Here is a 16,001-nt window from a genome sequence, read left to right as displayed (position 1 = left end):
GCGGCGCCCGGGTTCGGGCCGTTCAACGAGGGAATCGCGATGCCGCTCACGGATTCGACCCAGGACCGGCTGCCGGAGATCCCGGCCGAGGCCCTCAGCGACGCGCAGGTCGCGGCGGCGGCGGCGTTTCGCGCCGCGCGCGGCACGCCCGTCTTCGGACCGTTCGTGCCGCTCCTGCGCAGCCCCGAACTGATGACGAACGCCAGCACCATGGGGCTGCACCTGCGCTACCGCAGCGTCCTGCCCCTGCACCTGAGCGAGTTCATCATCCTCATCACCGCGCGGGAATGGACGCAGCAGCTCGAATGGCACATCCACGCGCCGATCGCCCTGAAGGCCGGGCTCGATCCGGCCATCGTGGCGGCGATTCGCGAGGGGCGCCGGCCGGATACGATGGGGGAGGCGGAGGCGCTCGTCCACGCCTTCTCGACCGAGCTTCACCGCAACCGCGCGGTGAGCGACACGACCTATGCCCGCGCGGTCGCGGCCTTCGGCGAGCAGGGCGCCGTCGAGATGGCAGGGATCAACGGGTACTACACGCTGCTCGCCATGAGCATGAACATGGCCCGCACGGCGCTGCCGGACGGGGCCGAACCGCCTTTGCCGCCGCTCGTCCGCTGAGGGCCGCCTTCAGCGACCCTGACGGGCGCCGGCAGCCGCGTGCAGGCGTATTCCGCAACGGGCCTCGCGGTGCCGACCGTGAGGCCCGAACCGGCGGTCGTGTTCAGGGCCGTTGCGAGGCGCTTCGTCTGCGCGTTGACGACCAGGGTCACCGCCGCGCGGGTACGAACGCCGCCACCATCGCCAGCAGCCAGCCCGCCATCAGCGCCATGCCGCCGATCGGCGCCGCCCTGGGAAACAGCGGCGTACCCTGGAGCGCCCGGAGCGCGAGGTCCCCGGAGAACAGCGCGAGGCCGAGGACGAGGGCGCCCGCGGCGAGACGGGTGAGGAGCCGGTGCGTCGTGCCCGTCGCCGCCAGGGCGCCGAGCCCGAGGATCGCGGGCGCGTGGAACAACAGGAATTGGGCGGCGGTCTTCAGGCTGTCGGCGCCGCTCACATGGGCCGCGGCCGCGCTCGCCGCGACGCCGAGGAGGCCGGCGAGCGCGCCGAGCGCCAGGAGGATGCGATCGACGGCGCTCATGCGCCGCGCTCCTGCAGCAGCCGGGCGACACTGGCGCGCAATTCCGGGACGCCGCGGTCGTCGCGGCTGGAGGTGAGCAGGATCTCCGGATAGGCCGCCGGGCGCCGGGCGATGGCGCTCTGGATGCCGGCGATGCGGGCCTGCATCTCCGACTTCTTCAGGGCGTCCCCCTTGGTCAGCACGATCTGGTAGCTGACGGCGGCCTTGTCGAGGCCGTCGAGCACGCCCGTGTCGATGCTCTTCAGTCCGTGGCGCGAATCGATCAGCATGAAGACCCGGGCGAGGTTCGAGCGACCCTTCAGGTAGTCGTGGATCAGGTCGGTCCAGGCCTCGACCTTGGTCTTCTCCACCGCCGCGTAGCCGTAGCCGGGCATGTCCACCAGGGTGAGCCGGCCGCCGATGTCGAAGAAGTTCAACTGCTGGGTCCGCCCTGGCGTGTGCGAGGTGCGCGCGAGGGTGTTGCGCCCGGTCAGCGCGTTGACGAGGCTCGACTTGCCGACGTTGGAGCGTCCCGCGAAGGCGATCTCCACGCCCTTCATCGGGGGCAGGGCGGGCACGTTCGGGGCCGAGGCGATGAAGTCGGCGGCACCGGCGAACAGCAGGCGGCCGGCCTCCAGGAGCGCGGCATCGTCTTCGGCTTGGGACATCGGGGCGCTCCGGCCAGGCAGGCGTGTCCGCCGCCCTCGCGCGCCGACACACCGGAAACAGGAAGTCCTCCCCGTCGCCGGACGGGGAGGACTGGGTCGAGGGCAGCCTCTCCGGCCGGGACCGGGAGAGGGGGGACGCTCAGCTCTTAGCGACGGCGTTCTTGCGCTTGAACATCCCGCTCAGGTTGTCCCACAATTCGACCTTCACGCCGTTGCGGCGCATGATGACGTATTGCTGGATCACCGAAAGGGTGTTGTTCCAGGCCCAGTAGATCACCAGGCCGGCCGGGAACGAGCCGAGCATGAAAGTGAACACGATGGGCATGAAGGTGAAGATCTGCGCCTGGACCGGGTCCGGCGGTGCGGGGTTCATCTTCATCTGGATGAACATCGTCACGCCCATGATGATGGGCCAGATGCCGAGGTGGATGAAGTCGGGCGCCGCGAAGGGCAGCAGGCCGAACAGGTTGAGGATGTTCGTCGGATCGGGCGCGGCCAGATCCTGGATCCAGCCGAAGAACGGCGCGTGCCGCATCTCGATGGTGATGAACAGCACCTTGTAGAGCGCGAAGAAGACCGGGATCTGGATCAGCACCGGCCAGCAGCCGGCGACCGGGTTGATCTTCTCCTTCTTGTACAGCTCCATCATCGCCTGTTGCTGCTTCATCTTATCGTCTTTGTACCGCTCCCGGATCGAGGTCATCTCGGGCTGCACGGCCTTCATCTTGGCCATGGACTGGTACGACTTGTTGGCGATGGGCAGGAACAGCAGCTTCAGGCAGAGCGTGACCACCAGGATCGCCACGCCGAAGTTACCGAACAGGTGGAAGAAGAAGTCCAGCGCCCGGAACATCGGCTTGGTGATGAAGTGGAACCAGCCCCAGTCGATCAACAGGTCGAACTGCTTGATGTTCTGGTTCGCCTGGTAGGCGTTGACGGTGTTGACCTCCTTGGCGCCGGCGAAGAGCTGCTGCGTCGCGGCCACCGAGGCGCCGGGCTGCACCACCTGCACGTTGCCGAGCACGTTGGCTTGGTAGACCTTGGTGGCGCCGTCCGTGCGCTCGGTGAAGCTGCCCGTATAGGGGGCCGTCTGGTCGGGGATCGCGGCGGCGGCCCAGTACTTGTCGGTGATGCCGACGAAGCCGCCGGTCACGCCCGCCCAGGTCTTGCCCTTGGTGCCAGCATTGCCGAGCGCGGGCTCCTTGGCGAGGTGGTCGTAGGTGTATTCCTGCAGGCCGTCCGCGCCGAGCACGCCGATCATGCCCTCGTGCAGCACGTAGTACCCCTGGGTGTGCGGCTTACCCCAGCGCGAGACGAGGCTGTAGGGATAGAGGCTGACGGCGTTGGCGCCCTTGTTCTCCACCTCGTCGCGCACCGTGAACAGGAACTTGTCGTCCACCGCGATCACGCGCTTGAACAGCAGCCCGGCGCCGTTGTCGTAGCTCAGCGTCACGGGCTTGCCCGGCGCGAGGCTGGTGGCGTCGGCCGTCCAGACCGTATCGCCGTTCGGCAGCGGGCCGGCATTCTGGCCGACCCAGCCGAACTCGGCGTAGTAGGGGGTCTCGGTCCCGGTGGGCGAGAGCAGCACGATGCGCGGGCTCTTGTCGTCCACGGTCTCGTGGTAATTCTTCAGTGACACGTCGTCGATGCGGCCGCCCTTGAGGGCGATCGAGCCGGCAAGGGCCGGGGTGTCGATGCTCACGCGGGGCGAGCGGGCGATGGCGACATCGCGGGACACGACCCCGCCAGTGCCGCCGGACGCGCTCGGGAGGGTGCCGGGCATGGGGCTCGCTGGGCCGCCCTCCTTCGGGCTCGGGCTCGGCACGCCGTCCGGGCCGGCGGCCTGCGTCGCCGCCTTGTTCTGCAGGGCGGCCTGACGCTGCTCCTCCATCCGAGGGGCGGCGATGAAGTAGTTCCAGCCGAGCAGGACCGCCAGCGACAAGGCGATCGCGACGATCATGTTCGTCTTGTCATTACCCATCGGTCGGTCCGTCGCATGCGTGGGATGGAGGGAAGGGCGCCTTCGCGGGAGCCGGCGCTGGGCCGGACGTCGCGGCGGACGCCGTCGCGCCCGAGGCCAATAGCGGAGCCGACGCCGATGCGCCAGACGCGGGCGCGCCTTTGCCGCGTCCGCGACGGGACGGCGTCCGGCCCGCTTCGGTCGGTTTCCCCGATTGGGGTTTCGTCACCACGGCCACGGCGCGGCGCAGGTCGTCGATCAACGTCGCGAAGGGCGCGTGCAGGGCAGGACGCCTCGCGACCAGGACCACGTCGGCCTTGCGCGCCGGCAGGTCGCCCGCCGCCTGAGCCACGGCCGCGCGCAGCCGGCGCCGGATGCGGTTGCGTTCCGTGGCATGCCCGACCCGCTTGGTGATCGTGAAACCGATCCGCAGGCCGTCATCAGAGACCGCCGCATCGTCGGCGCGGACGAGGCCCTGCGCCGAGAGGCGTTCATTGTGGAAGCGCCGCCCGCTGGCCGCAGCCAGGAACTCGGCGCGTCGTCTGAGCCGTCCGATCGTCGACATGGCCGATGCGATCCTGGGGCTCGCTGTCCGGCCTCGGGTCGCGAGACCCAGACGCCGGATCCGTGATGAGGCGCGCCGCCGGGACGGCGCCGGGTTCTTAGGCCGAGAGCTTCTTGCGGCCGTGCGCGCGGCGGGCGGCAATGACCTTGCGGCCGCCGGCGGTGGCCATGCGGGCGCGGAAGCCGTGACGACGCTTACGCACGAGCTTGCTGGGCTGATAGGTTCTCTTCATGGCGCGATCTCCGAATGGCCGAGGATCGATCCGGGCTGCGCCAGAGGCCGCGCCGGATATTCACTCGCCCTGAAATGTGTCTGCAAGCGCGGACAGCGCCCCTCAAGGGCGCCGCGTCGCGATGGCGCGGCTTATGACCGAAGGGCTCGCGCGAGTCAATTCCGAACGCCTGTCTCCGGGAGGCTCCTCGACGCCAGGATCTCTCTCGAGTTGAGATCTCTTTCGAATCGCGATCTCATCCGAATCGAGGCTCGCGGGCGGTAACGCGTCGTTAACCGCGCTGCGGCATCCTATGATCCTGTTCGGCGGCGCCGGACAGCGTGCGGATGACCTACCCGCATGTAACGATTGCTCCCAACGCTCTCCCTTATGCGGCCGCCCCGAGAACGGGCGGCCTTTTTTCGTGCCTGCAGCGCCATGGCACCGACCGCCCGCCATTAACGTTAACACTGGGTAAAGCCCCCGGCGCCGCGCTTCCGGCGCTAGGATTGCGCTCCGAGGTGCAAGCGCGTCGCCTTCGTCCCATCGTGGGACGGATTCGGTCCGGTCGCGGCACAGGAGGCACCATGAGCGGATTCGACGTCATGTTTCAGGACCGGCGGGACTGGGTGAATTTCGGTGACACCTACGTCACCTCCGAGGCGTTCAAGGTGCTGTTCCGCGAGGGCATGACGCTGGTCGAGGAGGCGGCGGCCTATCTCGACGGGACGGGCCGCGAGGAATCGCGTCTGATGTCCCGCGACGGCACGCTGAGCTATGCCAGCGAGAGCATGCGCCTCACCACCCGCCTGATGCAGATCGCCTCCTGGCTGCTGGTGCAGCGGGCGGTGTCCGAGGGCGAGCTCACCCCGGCGGAGGCGATGCAGGAGAAGACCCGCGTGCGCCTCACCACGCCCGAGACCTTCCGCGCCGAGGTCTTCGGCCAGCTGCCGGCGACCCTGCAGGATCTCATCGTGCGCTCGCGCCGGCTCCACACCCGCATCCTCCACCTCGACGGCGCGATCACCGAGGAGCGTCCCGTCCCGATGCCGCAGGAGAGCCCAGTGGTGGCGCAGCTCGGCCGCCTGCACGCGGCCTTCGCGCCGGCCTCCGCCTGAGGCGCCGCGGGCCCTCCCGGCGTCATCGCCGGGAGGGCCCCTCCAGGAAGGGCCGGAACGCAGAACGGGCGGCTCCAGGGAGCCGCCCGTTCTGCGTCGTACTATGACCTGCGCCGCCACGTTGCCGTGGCGGCCGACCGAAGTCGATTTACTTCTTGCCGAAGGAGAGGGCGCCGAACCGCGAGTTGAAGCGCGAGACGCGGCCGCCGCGATCGAGCATCTTCTGCTCGCCGCCGGTCCAGGCCGGGTGGGTGTTCGGGTCGATATCGAGGTTGAGGGTGTCGCCCTCCTTGCCGTAGGTCGACCGGGTCATGTAGTCCGACCCATCGGTCATCACGACCTTGATGAAGTGGTAGTCGGGATGCTCGGTACCCTTGGCCTTGTCGGCCGCGCTCTTTGCCATGACGAAATCCTTGAATAGCCAAGCCGACCGGCCCGTCTGGCGGCCCGCGGCCATAGATCACGCGCAATCGGATGAAGGCGCGCCTATACCCCACGCACCTTCGCCCGACAAGCGTGCGCCGCTCGAAGAGACCGCCCAACGGTCGCTTTTCCTTGAAGACCAATGATGACGAGGCACCATGGCTCGCGGCCGTGACAAGAAAAATCCCGGAGAGGCCCGTCCCAAGGCACCCCTGGGATCGCTGCGCCCGCTGATTCCCTTCGCGGCGGTCTATCGCGGGCGGATCCTGGCGGCGTTCCTCTCGCTCCTGGCGGCGTCCGGCGCGACCCTCGTCGTCCCGATCGCCCTGCGCCGGGTGATCGACCACGGCTTCTCGCCGGACGGCCACGGGGTCATCGACACCTATTTTGCCGCCCTGATCGGCGTGGTGGCGGTGCTCGCCCTGTCGAGCGGCGCGCGCTACTATACGGTGGTGACGCTGGGCGAGCGGGTGGTGGCGGACCTGCGGACCGCCGTGTTCCGGCGCCTGACCCAGCTCGACCCGGCCTTCTTCGACCGTTCGCTCTCCGGCGAGATCATCTCGCGCCTCACCGCCGATGCGACACAGGTCAAGGCGGTGTTCGGCGTCTCGATCTCGATCCTGCTGCGCAACGCCTTCCTGTTCTCCGGCGCCGTGGTGATGATGGTCATCACCAGCCCCAGGCTCTCCGTCTTGGTCCTGGCCGCGATTCCCCTCATCGTGTTCCCGCTCATCCTGTCGGGGCGGGGCGTGCGCCGGCGCTCGCGGGCGGCGCAGGACCGGCTCGCCGACGCCTCCGCCTACGCGGCCGAGGCGGTGAACGCGATCCGCACCATGCAGGCCTTCGGCATGGGCCGGACCACGGCCGACCGCTTCGGCACTGCCTCCGAGAACGCCTACGGCGCGGCGCGGGATTCGATCCAGGCGCGGGCGCTGCTCACGGGTGTGGCGATCTTCCTGATCTCGGCGAGCGTCGTCGGGGTGATGTGGTACGGGGCGCAAGGGGTGCTGGCCGGCACCATGACGGCGGGTCAGCTCTCGCAGTTCGTGCTCTACGCCGTGTTCGGCGCCAGCGCCCTCGGCCAGCTCTCCGAGGTCTACGGCGAACTCGCGCAGGCCGCCGGTGCCGCCGAGCGCCTCGGCGAGATCCTGGCCGCCGAGCCCGTGATTCGCGCGCCGGCCGACCCGCTGCCGCTGCCGTCGCCGGCCCGGGGCGCGGTTTCCTTCGAGGCCGTGCGCTTCCAGTACCCGACGCGGCCGGAGCATCCCTCCCTCGACGGGATCAGCTTCACGATCGCGCCGGGCGAGCGCGTGGCCCTGGTCGGGCCCTCGGGCGCGGGCAAGACCACGGTGCTCCAGCTGCTGCTGCGCTTCTACGACCCGCAATCCGGCACCATCCGGGTCGACGGCGTCGACATCGCGCGCACCGATCCGGACGCCCTGCGCGAGCGCCTGTCCCTGGTGCCGCAGGATCCCACGGTGTTCTCGGGCTCCGTCCTCGAGAACATCCGCTACGGACGCCCGGAGGCGACGGAGGCGCAGGTGCGGCGCGCCGCCGAACTCGCCAACGCGGACGGCTTCATCCAGGCCCTGCCGCAGGGCTACGCCACGGGCGTGGGCGAGCGCGGCGTCACCCTGTCCGGCGGCCAGCGCCAGCGGGTCGCCATCGCGCGGGCCATCCTCAAGAACGCGCCGATCCTGCTCCTCGACGAGGCGACCTCCGCCCTCGACGCCGAGAGCGAGCGCGCGGTGCAGACCGCCCTCGACACCCTGATGCGGGACCGCACGACCCTGGTGATCGCCCACCGCCTCGCCACCATCCGCAAGGCCGACCGCATCCTCGTCCTCGACGGCGGGCGGATCGTGGAGAGCGGCACCCACGAGAGTCTGCTGGCGCAGGGCGCGCTCTACGCCCAGCTCGCGGCGCTCCAGTTCACCGATGCCCTCGACGAGACGGCGCGGGGCCGGGAGCCGCGTCCGCGCCTCAGCGCGCTCCCGGCGGAATAGGGGGAGGCGAGGGGCGGTGACGCCCCTCAGCCCGGCGCGTCGGTCCCGTTCAGCGGGTTCGCCTCGTCCCAGCCGTAGCCCAGGGTCTCGAACCGCATGGCGCGGGTGTCGACCATGAGCAGGCGTCCGACCAGGGGCTCCCCGAACTCCGTGACGGTGCGGATCACCTCCAGCGCCATGAGCGAGCCCATGATGCCCGCGAGCGCGCCGAGCACCCCGGCCTCGGCGCAGGGCGCCACGCTGCCGGGCGGCGGCGGGTTCGGGAACAGGCAGCGATAGGTCGGGTTCGGCCGTCCCCGCGCATCGGTGGCGTAGGGTTTCAGCGTGGTCAGCGAGCCGTCGAAGCGCCCGAGGGCCGCCGTCACCAGCGGGCGCCGGGCGTGGAAGCAGGCATCCGAGACCGCGTAGCGCGTGGCGAAATTGTCGGAGCCGTCGGCGACCACGTCGTAGGCGCCGATCAGGCCGGCGGCGTTCTCCGGCGTCAGCCGGGTCGGGTGCGTCTCGACGCCGACATGCGGGTTGAGGCGGTCCACCGCCTCGCGCGCGCTCTCCACCTTGAGGCGCCCGATCTCCGGCGTGCCGTGGATGACCTGGCGCTGCAGGTTCGAGAGCGAGACCACGTCGTCGTCCACGATGCCGATCGTGCCGATCCCGGCGGCGGCGAGGTACTGGATCAGGGGGGCGCCGAGCCCGCCGGCGCCGATGACGAGGACGCGGGCCGCCTTGAGCCGTGCCTGTCCCGGCCCGCCGACCTCCGGCAGGACGAGGTGGCGGGCGTAGCGTTCGATTTCGTCCGAGGAGAGGGCCATCTCCCGCAGATAGCCCCGACGGCGGCGCTCCGAAAGGCCGCCCGCGAATTGCGCCCCCGCGAGCCGGCGCTTATGGCCGTCCGCACCCCGACCTCATGCGAAAGTCCCGTCCGTGCCGCATGCGCCCCTCGACCGCTCCCCGCTCGCCTTCGCGCAGGCGCTGATCCGCTGCCCCTCCGTGACCCCGGAGGAGGGCGGCGCGCTGGCATGGCTCGGCGGCGTGCTCGAAGCGGCCGGCTTCAGCGTCGAGCGCCCGCGCTTCTCCAGCCCTGGCACTCCGGACATCGACAACCTCTACGCCCGCATCGGCTCGGGCGCGCCCTACCTGCTGTTCGCCGGCCACACCGACGTGGTGCCCCCCGGCGATCCGGCCCGCTGGCGCCACGGGCCCTTCGCCGGCACCGTGGAGGACGGGGTGCTGTACGGGCGGGGTGCCGTCGATATGAAGGGCGGCATCGCCTGCATGCTCGCCGCCGCCCTCGACTACCTCGACGCCGCCGGCCCGGGTTTTTCGGGCTCGATCGGTTTCCTCATCACCGGCGACGAGGAGGGGCCGGCCATCAACGGCACGGTCAAGCTCCTCGACTGGGCGAAGGGGCGGGGCGAGCGCTTCGACCATTGCCTGCTCGGCGAGCCGACCAACCCGGATTCGCTCGGCGACATGATCAAGATCGGCCGGCGCGGATCGCTCACCGGGCACCTCACCGTGCACGGGCGCCAGGGCCACGTCGCCTATCCGGATCTCGCCGAGAACCCGATTCCCGGCCTCCTGCGCCTCGCCGCGGCGCTGCTCGCCGCGCCCCTCGATGCGGGCACCCGGCACTTCGACGCCTCGAACCTCGAATTCACCACCCTCGATGTCGGCAACACGGCCACCAACGTGATCCCGGCCGAGGCGCGGGCCACCTTCAACATCCGCTTCAACGAGACCTGGACCGCCGAGTCCCTCGGTGCCGAGATCCGCGCCCGCCTGGACCGGGCGGCGGGCCGGGGCCTGCGCTACACCCTCGACCTCCTGCCCTCGAACTCGCCCGCCTTCCTCACTGAGCCGGACGCCTTCACCGAGCTCGTGGCGGGCGCCATCGCCACCGAGACCGGGCGCCGCCCGCTGCTCTCGACCACGGGCGGCACCTCGGATGCCCGATTCATCAAGGAGGCCTGCCCGGTCATCGAGTTCGGCCTCGTCGGCCAGACCATGCACCAGACCGACGAATGCGTGGCCGTCGCCGACCTGAACCGGCTGACCGCGATCTATACGCGGGTGCTGGCGGCCTATTTCGGGGCCTCGAACCCGCTCGGATCGGTGGTGTAGTCCACCCCCACCAGCGTCAGCCCGCAGGCCGGGGCCAGCGGTCCGCAACGGCTGCGGTCGCGGCTCGCCAGGATCTCGGCGACGTCGTCGGCGCTGAGGCGGCCGCTCCCGGCGAGCATCAGGGTGCCGACCATCGAGCGGACCTGATGGTGCAGGAAGGCGCGGGCCGAGGTCGCGACCACGATCTCCTCGTGCAAGCCCATCGGTCGCACCGCGACGTCGAGCTGGTCCAGGGTCCGGACCGGGCTCTTGGCCTGGCATTCGGCGGCGCGGAAGGCGGTGAAATCGTGCAGCCCGAGGAGACGGATGGCGGCCTCTTGCATCCGGCCCACGTCGAGGGGCCAGGGCACCTGCCAGACCTGGGTGCGGTTGAGCACCGGCGGGGTGCGCCGGTTGAGGATCCGGTAGCGGTAGTGCCGGCGGGTGGCCGAATGGCGGGCATTGAAGGTCTCGCCGACGATCTCGACGCCGAGGATCGCCACCGGGTTCGGCCGCAGATGCGCGTTGAGCGCGTCGCGCACCACGTCGGTGCGCCAGGCCTTCTCCAGATCGAGATGCGCGACCTGATGGGTGGCGTGGACGCCCGTATCGGTGCGTCCGGCGCAGGTGAGGCCGGCGACCTCGCCCGAGAAGCGCTTGACCGCAGATTCGATCGCGCCCTGCACGGAGGGCTGCGACGTCTGGCGCTGCCAGCCGCAGAAGGGCGTTCCGTCGTACTCGATGACGAGCTTGTAGCGCGGCATCAGGCGTTCACGCGAGCCGGTCGCCCGGCACGCGGTGCGCGCCGCGCACGAACTCCGCGCCGGTGACGACGCCACCCTTGCCGGCGCGACGCAGCGCGTGCAGCCGTACCGCGCCCGCATCGCAGGCCACTGTTCCCTGCGCATCGCACAGGGTGCCCGGCGCGCCCGAGCCCGGCACGGCTTCGGCGCGCAGCACTTTGACGCGCTCCGGTCCCTTCCCGAAATCCGCCTCGAAGAAGGCGCCGGGGAAGGGCGAGAGCCCGTTGACGTGGTTGGCGACCTCGCGTGCCGGGCGCGTCCAGTCGATGCGCGCCTCCTCGTTGGTGATCTTGTGGGCGTAGAGCACCCCCGTCTCCGCCTGGGGCGTGAAGGGAAGGTCGCCCTGGTCCAGGGCGCGCAGCGCCCGCGCCATCAGGTCGGCGCCGAGCGGCATCAGCGCGTCGTGGAGTTCGCCCGCGGTCATGCCGGGGGCGATGGGCAACCGCGCCTCGAGGGCCACGGGGCCGGTATCGAGGCCGGCCTCCATGCGCATCACGCCGACGCCGCTCTCCGCGTCGCCCGCCATCACGGCCCGCTGGATCGGCGCGGCGCCGCGCCAGCGCGGCAGCAGCGAGCCGTGCAGGTTGAGGCAGCCGTGGCGCGGCAGGTCGAGGATCGCCTGCGGCAGGAGCATGCCGTAGGCCACCACGACGGCGACATCGGCCGCGTGCCCCGCGAAGGTCTCGGCGGCTTGCGGATCCTTCAGGCTGGCGGGCGTGAGCACGGGCGCGCCGAGCGTCTCGGCCAGGACGTGGACCGGCGAGGGCTTGAGCGCCATGCCGCGCCCGGCCCGGGCCGGCGCACGCGTGTAGACGGCCGCGATCGCGTGCCCGTCCGCGGCGAGGCGCGCCAGGGTCGGCACGGCGAAATCCGGCGTGCCCATGAAGACGACGCGCATGGCTGTTCCTCGAACGGGGCGAATCAGGCGTCGCGCTTGGCCGCCTTGGCGAACTTCTTCACCACCCGGTCCCGCTTCAGCTTCGACAGGTGATCGATGAACAGCACGCCGTCGAGGTGGTCGATCTCGTGCTGGATGCAGGTGGCGAGCAGCCCGTCGGCCTCGATCTCCCGCTCCGCGCCGTCGAGGTCGCGGAAGCGCACGCGGACCCGGTCCGGCCGCTCGACCTCGCCGTAATACTCCGGGATCGACAGGCAGCCCTCGTCGTAGACGCGCTTCTCCTCCGAGGACCAGACGATCTCGGGGTTGAGGAAGACCTGCGGCTGGCGGTCGTTCTCGTCCTTCGAGGTGTCGATGGTGACGACGCGCTTCGGGACGCCGATCTGGATCGCCGCGAGGCCGACCCCGGGGGCGTCGTACATCGTCTCCAGCATGTCGGCGGCGAGCGTGCGGATCTCGTCCGTCACGGGGCCGACGGGCTCGGAGGCAAGGCGCAGGCGCGCATCGGGCAGGATCACGAGGGGGCGGATGGTCATGGGGCGATCGGACTTGCGGGTCGGGTGCGGGGCCGGCGGCCGCCTGAGCCCCCGCAGATACGGTCCGGGCCGGGGCCGGTCAAATGCACGGCGCGCGCCGCCCTCAGAACGGTGTGCGGCTGCGGATCGCGGCCGTGAGCGTGCCCTCGTCGAGATAGTCGAGCTCGCCGCCCACCGGCACCCCGTGCGCGAGGCGCGTGATCCGCAGGCCGTGCTCCTTCAGGGATTCGGTGACGTAATGCGCCGTGGTCTGCCCGTCGACGGTGGCGTTGAGCGCCAGGATGATCTCGCGCATCGCCGGATCGGCGGCGCGGGCGACGAGGCTCTCGAGGTTGAGGTGCTCGGGCCGTACGCCGTCGAGGGCGGAGAGCACGCCGCCGAGCACATGGTAGCGGGCAGTGACCGCGCCGGAGCGCTCCAGGGCCCAGAGGTCGGAGACGTCCTCCACCACCACGAGGGTGGCGGGGTCACGGCCCTCGTCGCAGCAGATCGTGCAGGGATCGCGCGTATCGACGTTGCCGCAGGCGTGGCAGACCACGATGCGCTCGGACGCCACCCGCATCGCGTCGGCGAGGGGCGCCAGCAGGGTTTCCCGCTTCTTGATGAGCTGCAGGGCGGCCCGGCGGGCCGAGCGGGGCCCCAGGCCCGGCATCCGGGCGAGAAGCTGGATCAGGCGCTCGATCTCGGGACCGGCGACGGCTTGGGGCATGAAGGCGGATCTCGTGACGAAGAAGGCGTCCACACGGTGGAGTACCGAGGACGCGGGGCGGCTGACGGATCACGGCGCGCCGCATCCGATCCCATGTCCGCCTAAATAGGGTTTCCATGCCCGGATTTCGCCCCCACGCGCGCCATGCGCCCTCAAGGCCGGGGAAATTTCGCGACGCCCTGGCCGGAAACCGGGATCATGTAAGTCTTTTTGTCAGCCGACAGGCGGATTGACGGCAAACGATCCGCGTCTATGCAGAAGGGCGTGTTCCTCGAGCGGTGAACCTGCGTGCGGCGGCCCTGACCGACCGTGCGGACGCTCCGGGACGCGGCGACGGAAAAGCCGGAACGGCATCCGATCACTGGGACGGCGACGCGATCAGGGGCCCGAGGAGAGATGAGCGTGACCAACATCGGCGATTACAACGCGGCACACGGTTCCGACGCCAGCGGGCTGCGCAACCTGAAGGCGGTGCACTGGAACCTGGAGGCGCCGCGCCTCTACGAGGAGGCGCTCGCGCGCGGCGAGGGTCAGCTGGCGCGCGGCGGCGCGTTCGTGGCGACCACCGGTTCCCATACGGGCCGGTCGCCCAAGGACAAGTTCGTGGTGCGCGACGCCACCACCGAGAACCAGATCTGGTGGGACAACAACGGCGCGATCACGCCGGAGCAGTTCGAGACCCTGTACGCGGATTTCCTCGCCCATGCGGAGGGCCGCGAACTCTTCGCGCAGGACCTGCGCGGCGGCGCCGACCCGGCTCACGGCGTCAACGCCCGGGTGTTCACCGAGCTCGCCTGGCACTCGCTGTTCATCCGCAACCTGCTGATCCGCCCGGACCGCGCGACCCTCGGCACCTACGTGCCCGAGCTGACCATCATCGACCTGCCGAGCTTCCAGGCCGAGCCGCACCGCCACGGCTGCCGCTCGAAGACGGTGATCGCCATCGATTTCGCCCGCAAGCTCGTCCTCATCGGCGGCTCGGCCTATGCCGGCGAGATGAAGAAGTCCGTCTTCACCTACCTGAACTACACCCTGCCCGGGGCCGGCGTGATGCCGATGCACTGCTCGGCCAACGCGGCGCTCGACGAGGCCGGTGATTCGGCCCTGTTCTTCGGGCTCTCCGGCACCGGCAAGACCACGCTTTCCAACGATTCCTCGCGCCAGCTCCTCGGCGACGACGAGCACGGCTGGAGCCGGGACGGCATCTTCAACTTCGAGGGCGGCTGCTACGCCAAGACCATCCGCCTCTCGCGCAACGCAGAGCCGGAGATCTACGCCACCACCGAGCGCTTCGGCACGGTGATGGAGAACGTGGTGATCGACCCCGAGACCCGCGTGCCGGATTTCGACGACGCCTCGCTCACCGAGAACACCCGCTGCGCCTACCCCCTCGACTTCATCGCGAACGCCAGCGCCACGGGGCGGGCCGCGCACCCGAAGAACATCGTCATGCTGACCTGCGACGCGTTCGGCGTGATGCCGCCGATCGCCCGGCTGACGGGCGCAGAGGCGATGTACCACTTCCTGTCCGGCTACACCGCCAAGGTCGCCGGCACGGAGCGGGGCCTGACCGCGCCGGAGGCGACGTTCTCCACCTGCTTCGGCGCGCCGTTCATGCCGCGCCACCCCAGCGTCTACGGCAACCTGCTGCGTGACCTGATCGCGGAGCACGGGGCCGATTGCTGGCTGGTGAACACCGGCTGGACCGGGGGCGGCGTCGGCACCGGACGGCGCATGCCGATCCGCGTCACCCGCCGCCTGCTCAACGCTGCGCTGGACGGCTCGCTCGCCCATGTCGCGTTCCGGCGCGACCCTTATTTCGGCTTCCAGGTGCCCGTCGCGGTGCCGGGCGTCGAGACGGAGGTGCTCTCGCCCATCGAGACCTGGACGAACAAGCCGGCCTTCCACGAGACCGCGACACGCCTCGTCACGATGTTCCAGGAGAACTTCAAGCGCTTCGCCGCGCATGTCGACGCGGATGTCCGCGCCGCCGAGCCGGTTCTCGCCGCCGCCTGACATGCCGAGCGGGCGCGGGCGATCGCGCCTGCGCCCCATTGATGTCCGGGCGTCTCAGCGTCCGGACACGTCCCCGTCGTGAAGCACCTCGGGTGCGTTCTCGCGCGCCTTCACGAAGCTGATGCCGACCTCGTTGGCCCGGTGCCAGACCCGTCGCGCCCGGTGGGCCCGGGGGCTCTCGCCGAGATAGAGGTCGAAGGAGTCCGGCACCGTCACCTCCGAGCAGAACTCGAGGCAGGCTCCGATCGGCGACAGGTTCCGCACGAGGCAGGGCTGCATGTCCGGTGACGCCCGATCGAGGGCGGCCCGGCCGTCGAGATGCGTCTGGGCGCGGATCGTCTTGCGATGCTCAACCATCCGTCGATCAAACGCTCGGACTCGTTAAGGTACCCGTACCGCGATCATCGAAAGCGCGCCCGATCGCGCCCGTTGCGCGGGAAACGGCGGTGGCCCGCCCGGACCGGCCGTGTCGGCTGACGAGGCCTAGAACAGCTTCATGCCCGGCGGGATCGGCAGGCCCTTGGTCAGTTCGCCCATCCGTTCGGCGGCGACCTGCTCGGCCTTGCCCCGGGCGTCGTTGACGGCCGCCACGATGAGGTCTTCGAGGATCTCCCGCTCGTCCGCATTCATCAGCGCGGGATCGAGCTGCACGCCCTTCACGAGGCCCTTGGCCGTCATCGTCACCCGCACGGCGCCGCCGCCCGAGGCGCCGGCGACCTCGACGGTGTCGAGTTCGTCCTGCAGGGCGGCCATCTTCTCCTGCATGGCCTGAGCCTGCTTCATGATGCCCATGAGGTCGCGCATCGGGTCTGCTCCTTGCTGGTTTCACGTCCGGTGACGGACTGGAATCTGAGGCGGCGGGCCGGCC

General features: G+C 70.4%; 18 protein-coding genes. 5 read left to right on the top strand and 13 right to left on the bottom strand.

Going from position 1 to position 16,001, the window contains the following annotated elements:
- The first annotated feature begins 39 nt into the window (after positions 1-39).
- Positions 40-621, top strand: a complete 582-nt coding sequence (locus OF380_RS04525) for a carboxymuconolactone decarboxylase family protein (protein ID WP_264049587.1) — start codon at positions 40-42, stop codon at positions 619-621.
- Between the two features lie 148 nt (positions 622-769).
- Here the strand turns inward: OF380_RS04525 and OF380_RS04520 are convergent, their stop codons facing one another.
- The 5 genes from OF380_RS04520 to rpmH all read right to left on the bottom strand — a co-directional run bounded on the left by OF380_RS04520 (position 770) and on the right by rpmH (position 4,545).
- Positions 770-1,141 carry a DUF423 domain-containing protein gene (locus OF380_RS04520; protein WP_264049586.1) on the bottom strand — a complete coding sequence of 124 codons (372 nt, stop codon included), beginning with the start codon at positions 1,139-1,141 and terminating at the stop codon, positions 770-772.
- Positions 1,138-1,788 (bottom strand): ribosome biogenesis GTP-binding protein YihA/YsxC, encoded by a 651-nt coding sequence (gene yihA, locus OF380_RS04515; protein ID WP_264049585.1) that lies wholly within the window; start codon positions 1,786-1,788, stop codon positions 1,138-1,140. The genes OF380_RS04520 and yihA overlap by 4 nt, the downstream gene beginning before the upstream one ends.
- Before the next feature lie 139 nt (positions 1,789-1,927).
- Complete coding sequence (gene yidC / locus OF380_RS04510; protein WP_264049584.1) at positions 1,928-3,769, bottom strand: membrane protein insertase YidC; 1,842 nt, start codon at positions 3,767-3,769, stop codon at positions 1,928-1,930.
- Positions 3,762-4,313: a ribonuclease P protein component gene (gene rnpA / locus OF380_RS04505; protein WP_264049583.1), complete on the bottom strand. Its 552-nt coding sequence runs from the start codon at positions 4,311-4,313 to the stop codon at positions 3,762-3,764. The genes yidC and rnpA overlap by 8 nt, the downstream gene beginning before the upstream one ends.
- Positions 4,314-4,410: 97 nt before the next feature.
- Complete coding sequence (gene rpmH, locus OF380_RS04500; protein ID WP_055947927.1) at positions 4,411-4,545, bottom strand: 50S ribosomal protein L34; 135 nt, start codon at positions 4,543-4,545, stop codon at positions 4,411-4,413.
- 566 nt (positions 4,546-5,111) lie between these two features.
- Here rpmH and rcdA point away from each other — a divergent pair.
- Positions 5,112-5,642: a protease adaptor protein RcdA gene (gene rcdA / locus OF380_RS04495; protein WP_264049582.1), complete on the top strand. Its 531-nt coding sequence runs from the start codon at positions 5,112-5,114 to the stop codon at positions 5,640-5,642.
- Positions 5,643-5,790: 148 nt separating this feature from the next.
- On the opposite strand, the gene rpmE is transcribed toward rcdA, so the two are convergent.
- Positions 5,791-6,045, bottom strand: coding sequence for a 50S ribosomal protein L31 (rpmE, locus tag OF380_RS04490; RefSeq protein WP_018045309.1), 255 nt, complete (start codon positions 6,043-6,045; stop codon positions 5,791-5,793).
- 178 nt (positions 6,046-6,223) lie between these two features.
- On the opposite strand from rpmE, the gene OF380_RS04485 reads away from it, so the two are divergent.
- Entirely contained in the window at positions 6,224-8,071 is a 1,848-nt protein-coding gene (locus OF380_RS04485) for an ABC transporter transmembrane domain-containing protein (RefSeq protein WP_264049580.1), read from the top strand.
- 26 nt (positions 8,072-8,097) lie between these two features.
- Here the strand turns inward: OF380_RS04485 and OF380_RS04480 are convergent, their stop codons facing one another.
- On the bottom strand, positions 8,098-8,880 hold the full coding sequence (locus tag OF380_RS04480) for a HesA/MoeB/ThiF family protein (protein WP_264049579.1): 783 nt from the start codon (positions 8,878-8,880) through the stop codon (positions 8,098-8,100).
- Positions 8,881-8,992: 112 nt separating this feature from the next.
- Between OF380_RS04480 and dapE the strand changes: the two genes are divergently transcribed.
- A complete protein-coding gene (gene dapE / locus OF380_RS04475) occupies positions 8,993-10,192 on the top strand; it encodes a succinyl-diaminopimelate desuccinylase (RefSeq protein WP_264049578.1) in 1,200 nt (399 codons plus the stop codon).
- Here the strand turns inward: dapE and truA are convergent.
- The 4 genes from truA to recR all read right to left on the bottom strand — a co-directional run bounded on the left by truA (position 10,153) and on the right by recR (position 13,117).
- Entirely contained in the window at positions 10,153-10,935 is a 783-nt protein-coding gene (gene truA, locus OF380_RS04470; RefSeq protein WP_264049576.1) for a tRNA pseudouridine(38-40) synthase TruA, read from the bottom strand. The two genes, dapE and truA, sit on opposite strands and share 40 nt — an antisense overlap.
- Before the next feature lie 7 nt (positions 10,936-10,942).
- Entirely contained in the window at positions 10,943-11,872 is a 930-nt protein-coding gene (fmt, locus tag OF380_RS04465; protein ID WP_264049575.1) for a methionyl-tRNA formyltransferase, read from the bottom strand.
- Positions 11,873-11,895: 23 nt separating this feature from the next.
- Positions 11,896-12,408 carry a peptide deformylase gene (locus OF380_RS04460; protein ID WP_264049574.1) on the bottom strand — a complete coding sequence of 171 codons (513 nt, stop codon included), beginning with the start codon at positions 12,406-12,408 and terminating at the stop codon, positions 11,896-11,898.
- A gap of 103 nt (positions 12,409-12,511) precedes the next feature.
- Complete coding sequence (gene recR, locus OF380_RS04455) at positions 12,512-13,117, bottom strand: recombination mediator RecR (RefSeq protein WP_264049573.1); 606 nt, start codon at positions 13,115-13,117, stop codon at positions 12,512-12,514.
- Between the two features lie 402 nt (positions 13,118-13,519).
- On the opposite strand from recR, the gene OF380_RS04450 reads away from it, so the two are divergent.
- Complete coding sequence (locus tag OF380_RS04450) at positions 13,520-15,133, top strand: phosphoenolpyruvate carboxykinase (protein ID WP_264051187.1); 1,614 nt, start codon at positions 13,520-13,522, stop codon at positions 15,131-15,133.
- 54 nt (positions 15,134-15,187) lie between these two features.
- Here OF380_RS04450 and OF380_RS04445 read toward each other — a convergent pair whose 3' ends face one another.
- Both OF380_RS04445 and OF380_RS04440 read right to left on the bottom strand, forming a co-directional pair.
- Positions 15,188-15,490 (bottom strand): hypothetical protein, encoded by a 303-nt coding sequence (locus OF380_RS04445; protein ID WP_264049572.1) that lies wholly within the window; start codon positions 15,488-15,490, stop codon positions 15,188-15,190.
- 126 nt (positions 15,491-15,616) lie between these two features.
- Positions 15,617-15,937, bottom strand: a complete 321-nt coding sequence (locus OF380_RS04440; RefSeq protein WP_264049571.1) for a YbaB/EbfC family nucleoid-associated protein — start codon at positions 15,935-15,937, stop codon at positions 15,617-15,619.
- Positions 15,938-16,001 lie beyond the last annotated feature (64 nt).

Origin of the sequence: Methylobacterium sp. FF17, assembly GCF_025813715.1 — a bacterium.
In the GTDB taxonomy this organism is placed as follows: Bacteria; Pseudomonadota; Alphaproteobacteria; order Rhizobiales; family Beijerinckiaceae; genus Methylobacterium; species Methylobacterium flocculans.
This window is presented reverse-complemented; position numbering and strand designations above follow the sequence as displayed.

What these genes read in the sequence shown, in the direction of transcription:
- yidC (WP_264049584.1), bottom strand. Translation starts at nt 3,769, where the DNA reads ATGGGTAATGACAAGACGAACATGATCGTCGCGATCGCCTTGTCGCTG.
- rcdA (WP_264049582.1), top strand. Translation starts at nt 5,112, where the DNA reads ATGAGCGGATTCGACGTCATGTTTCAGGACCGGCGGGACTGGGTGAAT.
- yihA (WP_264049585.1), bottom strand. Translation starts at nt 1,788, where the DNA reads ATGTCCCAAGCCGAAGACGATGCCGCGCTCCTGGAGGCCGGCCGCCTG.
- rnpA (WP_264049583.1), bottom strand. Translation starts at nt 4,313, where the DNA reads ATGTCGACGATCGGACGGCTCAGACGACGCGCCGAGTTCCTGGCTGCG.
- OF380_RS04445 (WP_264049572.1), bottom strand. Translation starts at nt 15,490, where the DNA reads ATGGTTGAGCATCGCAAGACGATCCGCGCCCAGACGCATCTCGACGGC.
- OF380_RS04520 (WP_264049586.1), bottom strand. Translation starts at nt 1,141, where the DNA reads ATGAGCGCCGTCGATCGCATCCTCCTGGCGCTCGGCGCGCTCGCCGGC.
- fmt (WP_264049575.1), bottom strand. Translation starts at nt 11,872, where the DNA reads ATGCGCGTCGTCTTCATGGGCACGCCGGATTTCGCCGTGCCGACCCTG.
- OF380_RS04485 (WP_264049580.1), top strand. Translation starts at nt 6,224, where the DNA reads ATGGCTCGCGGCCGTGACAAGAAAAATCCCGGAGAGGCCCGTCCCAAG.
- OF380_RS04480 (WP_264049579.1), bottom strand. Translation starts at nt 8,880, where the DNA reads ATGGCCCTCTCCTCGGACGAAATCGAACGCTACGCCCGCCACCTCGTC.
- OF380_RS04460 (WP_264049574.1), bottom strand. Translation starts at nt 12,408, where the DNA reads ATGACCATCCGCCCCCTCGTGATCCTGCCCGATGCGCGCCTGCGCCTT.
- rpmH (WP_055947927.1), bottom strand. Translation starts at nt 4,545, where the DNA reads ATGAAGAGAACCTATCAGCCCAGCAAGCTCGTGCGTAAGCGTCGTCAC.
- rpmE (WP_018045309.1), bottom strand. Translation starts at nt 6,045, where the DNA reads ATGGCAAAGAGCGCGGCCGACAAGGCCAAGGGTACCGAGCATCCCGAC.
- OF380_RS04525 (WP_264049587.1), top strand. Translation starts at nt 40, where the DNA reads ATGCCGCTCACGGATTCGACCCAGGACCGGCTGCCGGAGATCCCGGCC.
- OF380_RS04440 (WP_264049571.1), bottom strand. Translation starts at nt 15,937, where the DNA reads ATGCGCGACCTCATGGGCATCATGAAGCAGGCTCAGGCCATGCAGGAG.
- recR (WP_264049573.1), bottom strand. Translation starts at nt 13,117, where the DNA reads ATGCCCCAAGCCGTCGCCGGTCCCGAGATCGAGCGCCTGATCCAGCTT.
- truA (WP_264049576.1), bottom strand. Translation starts at nt 10,935, where the DNA reads ATGCCGCGCTACAAGCTCGTCATCGAGTACGACGGAACGCCCTTCTGC.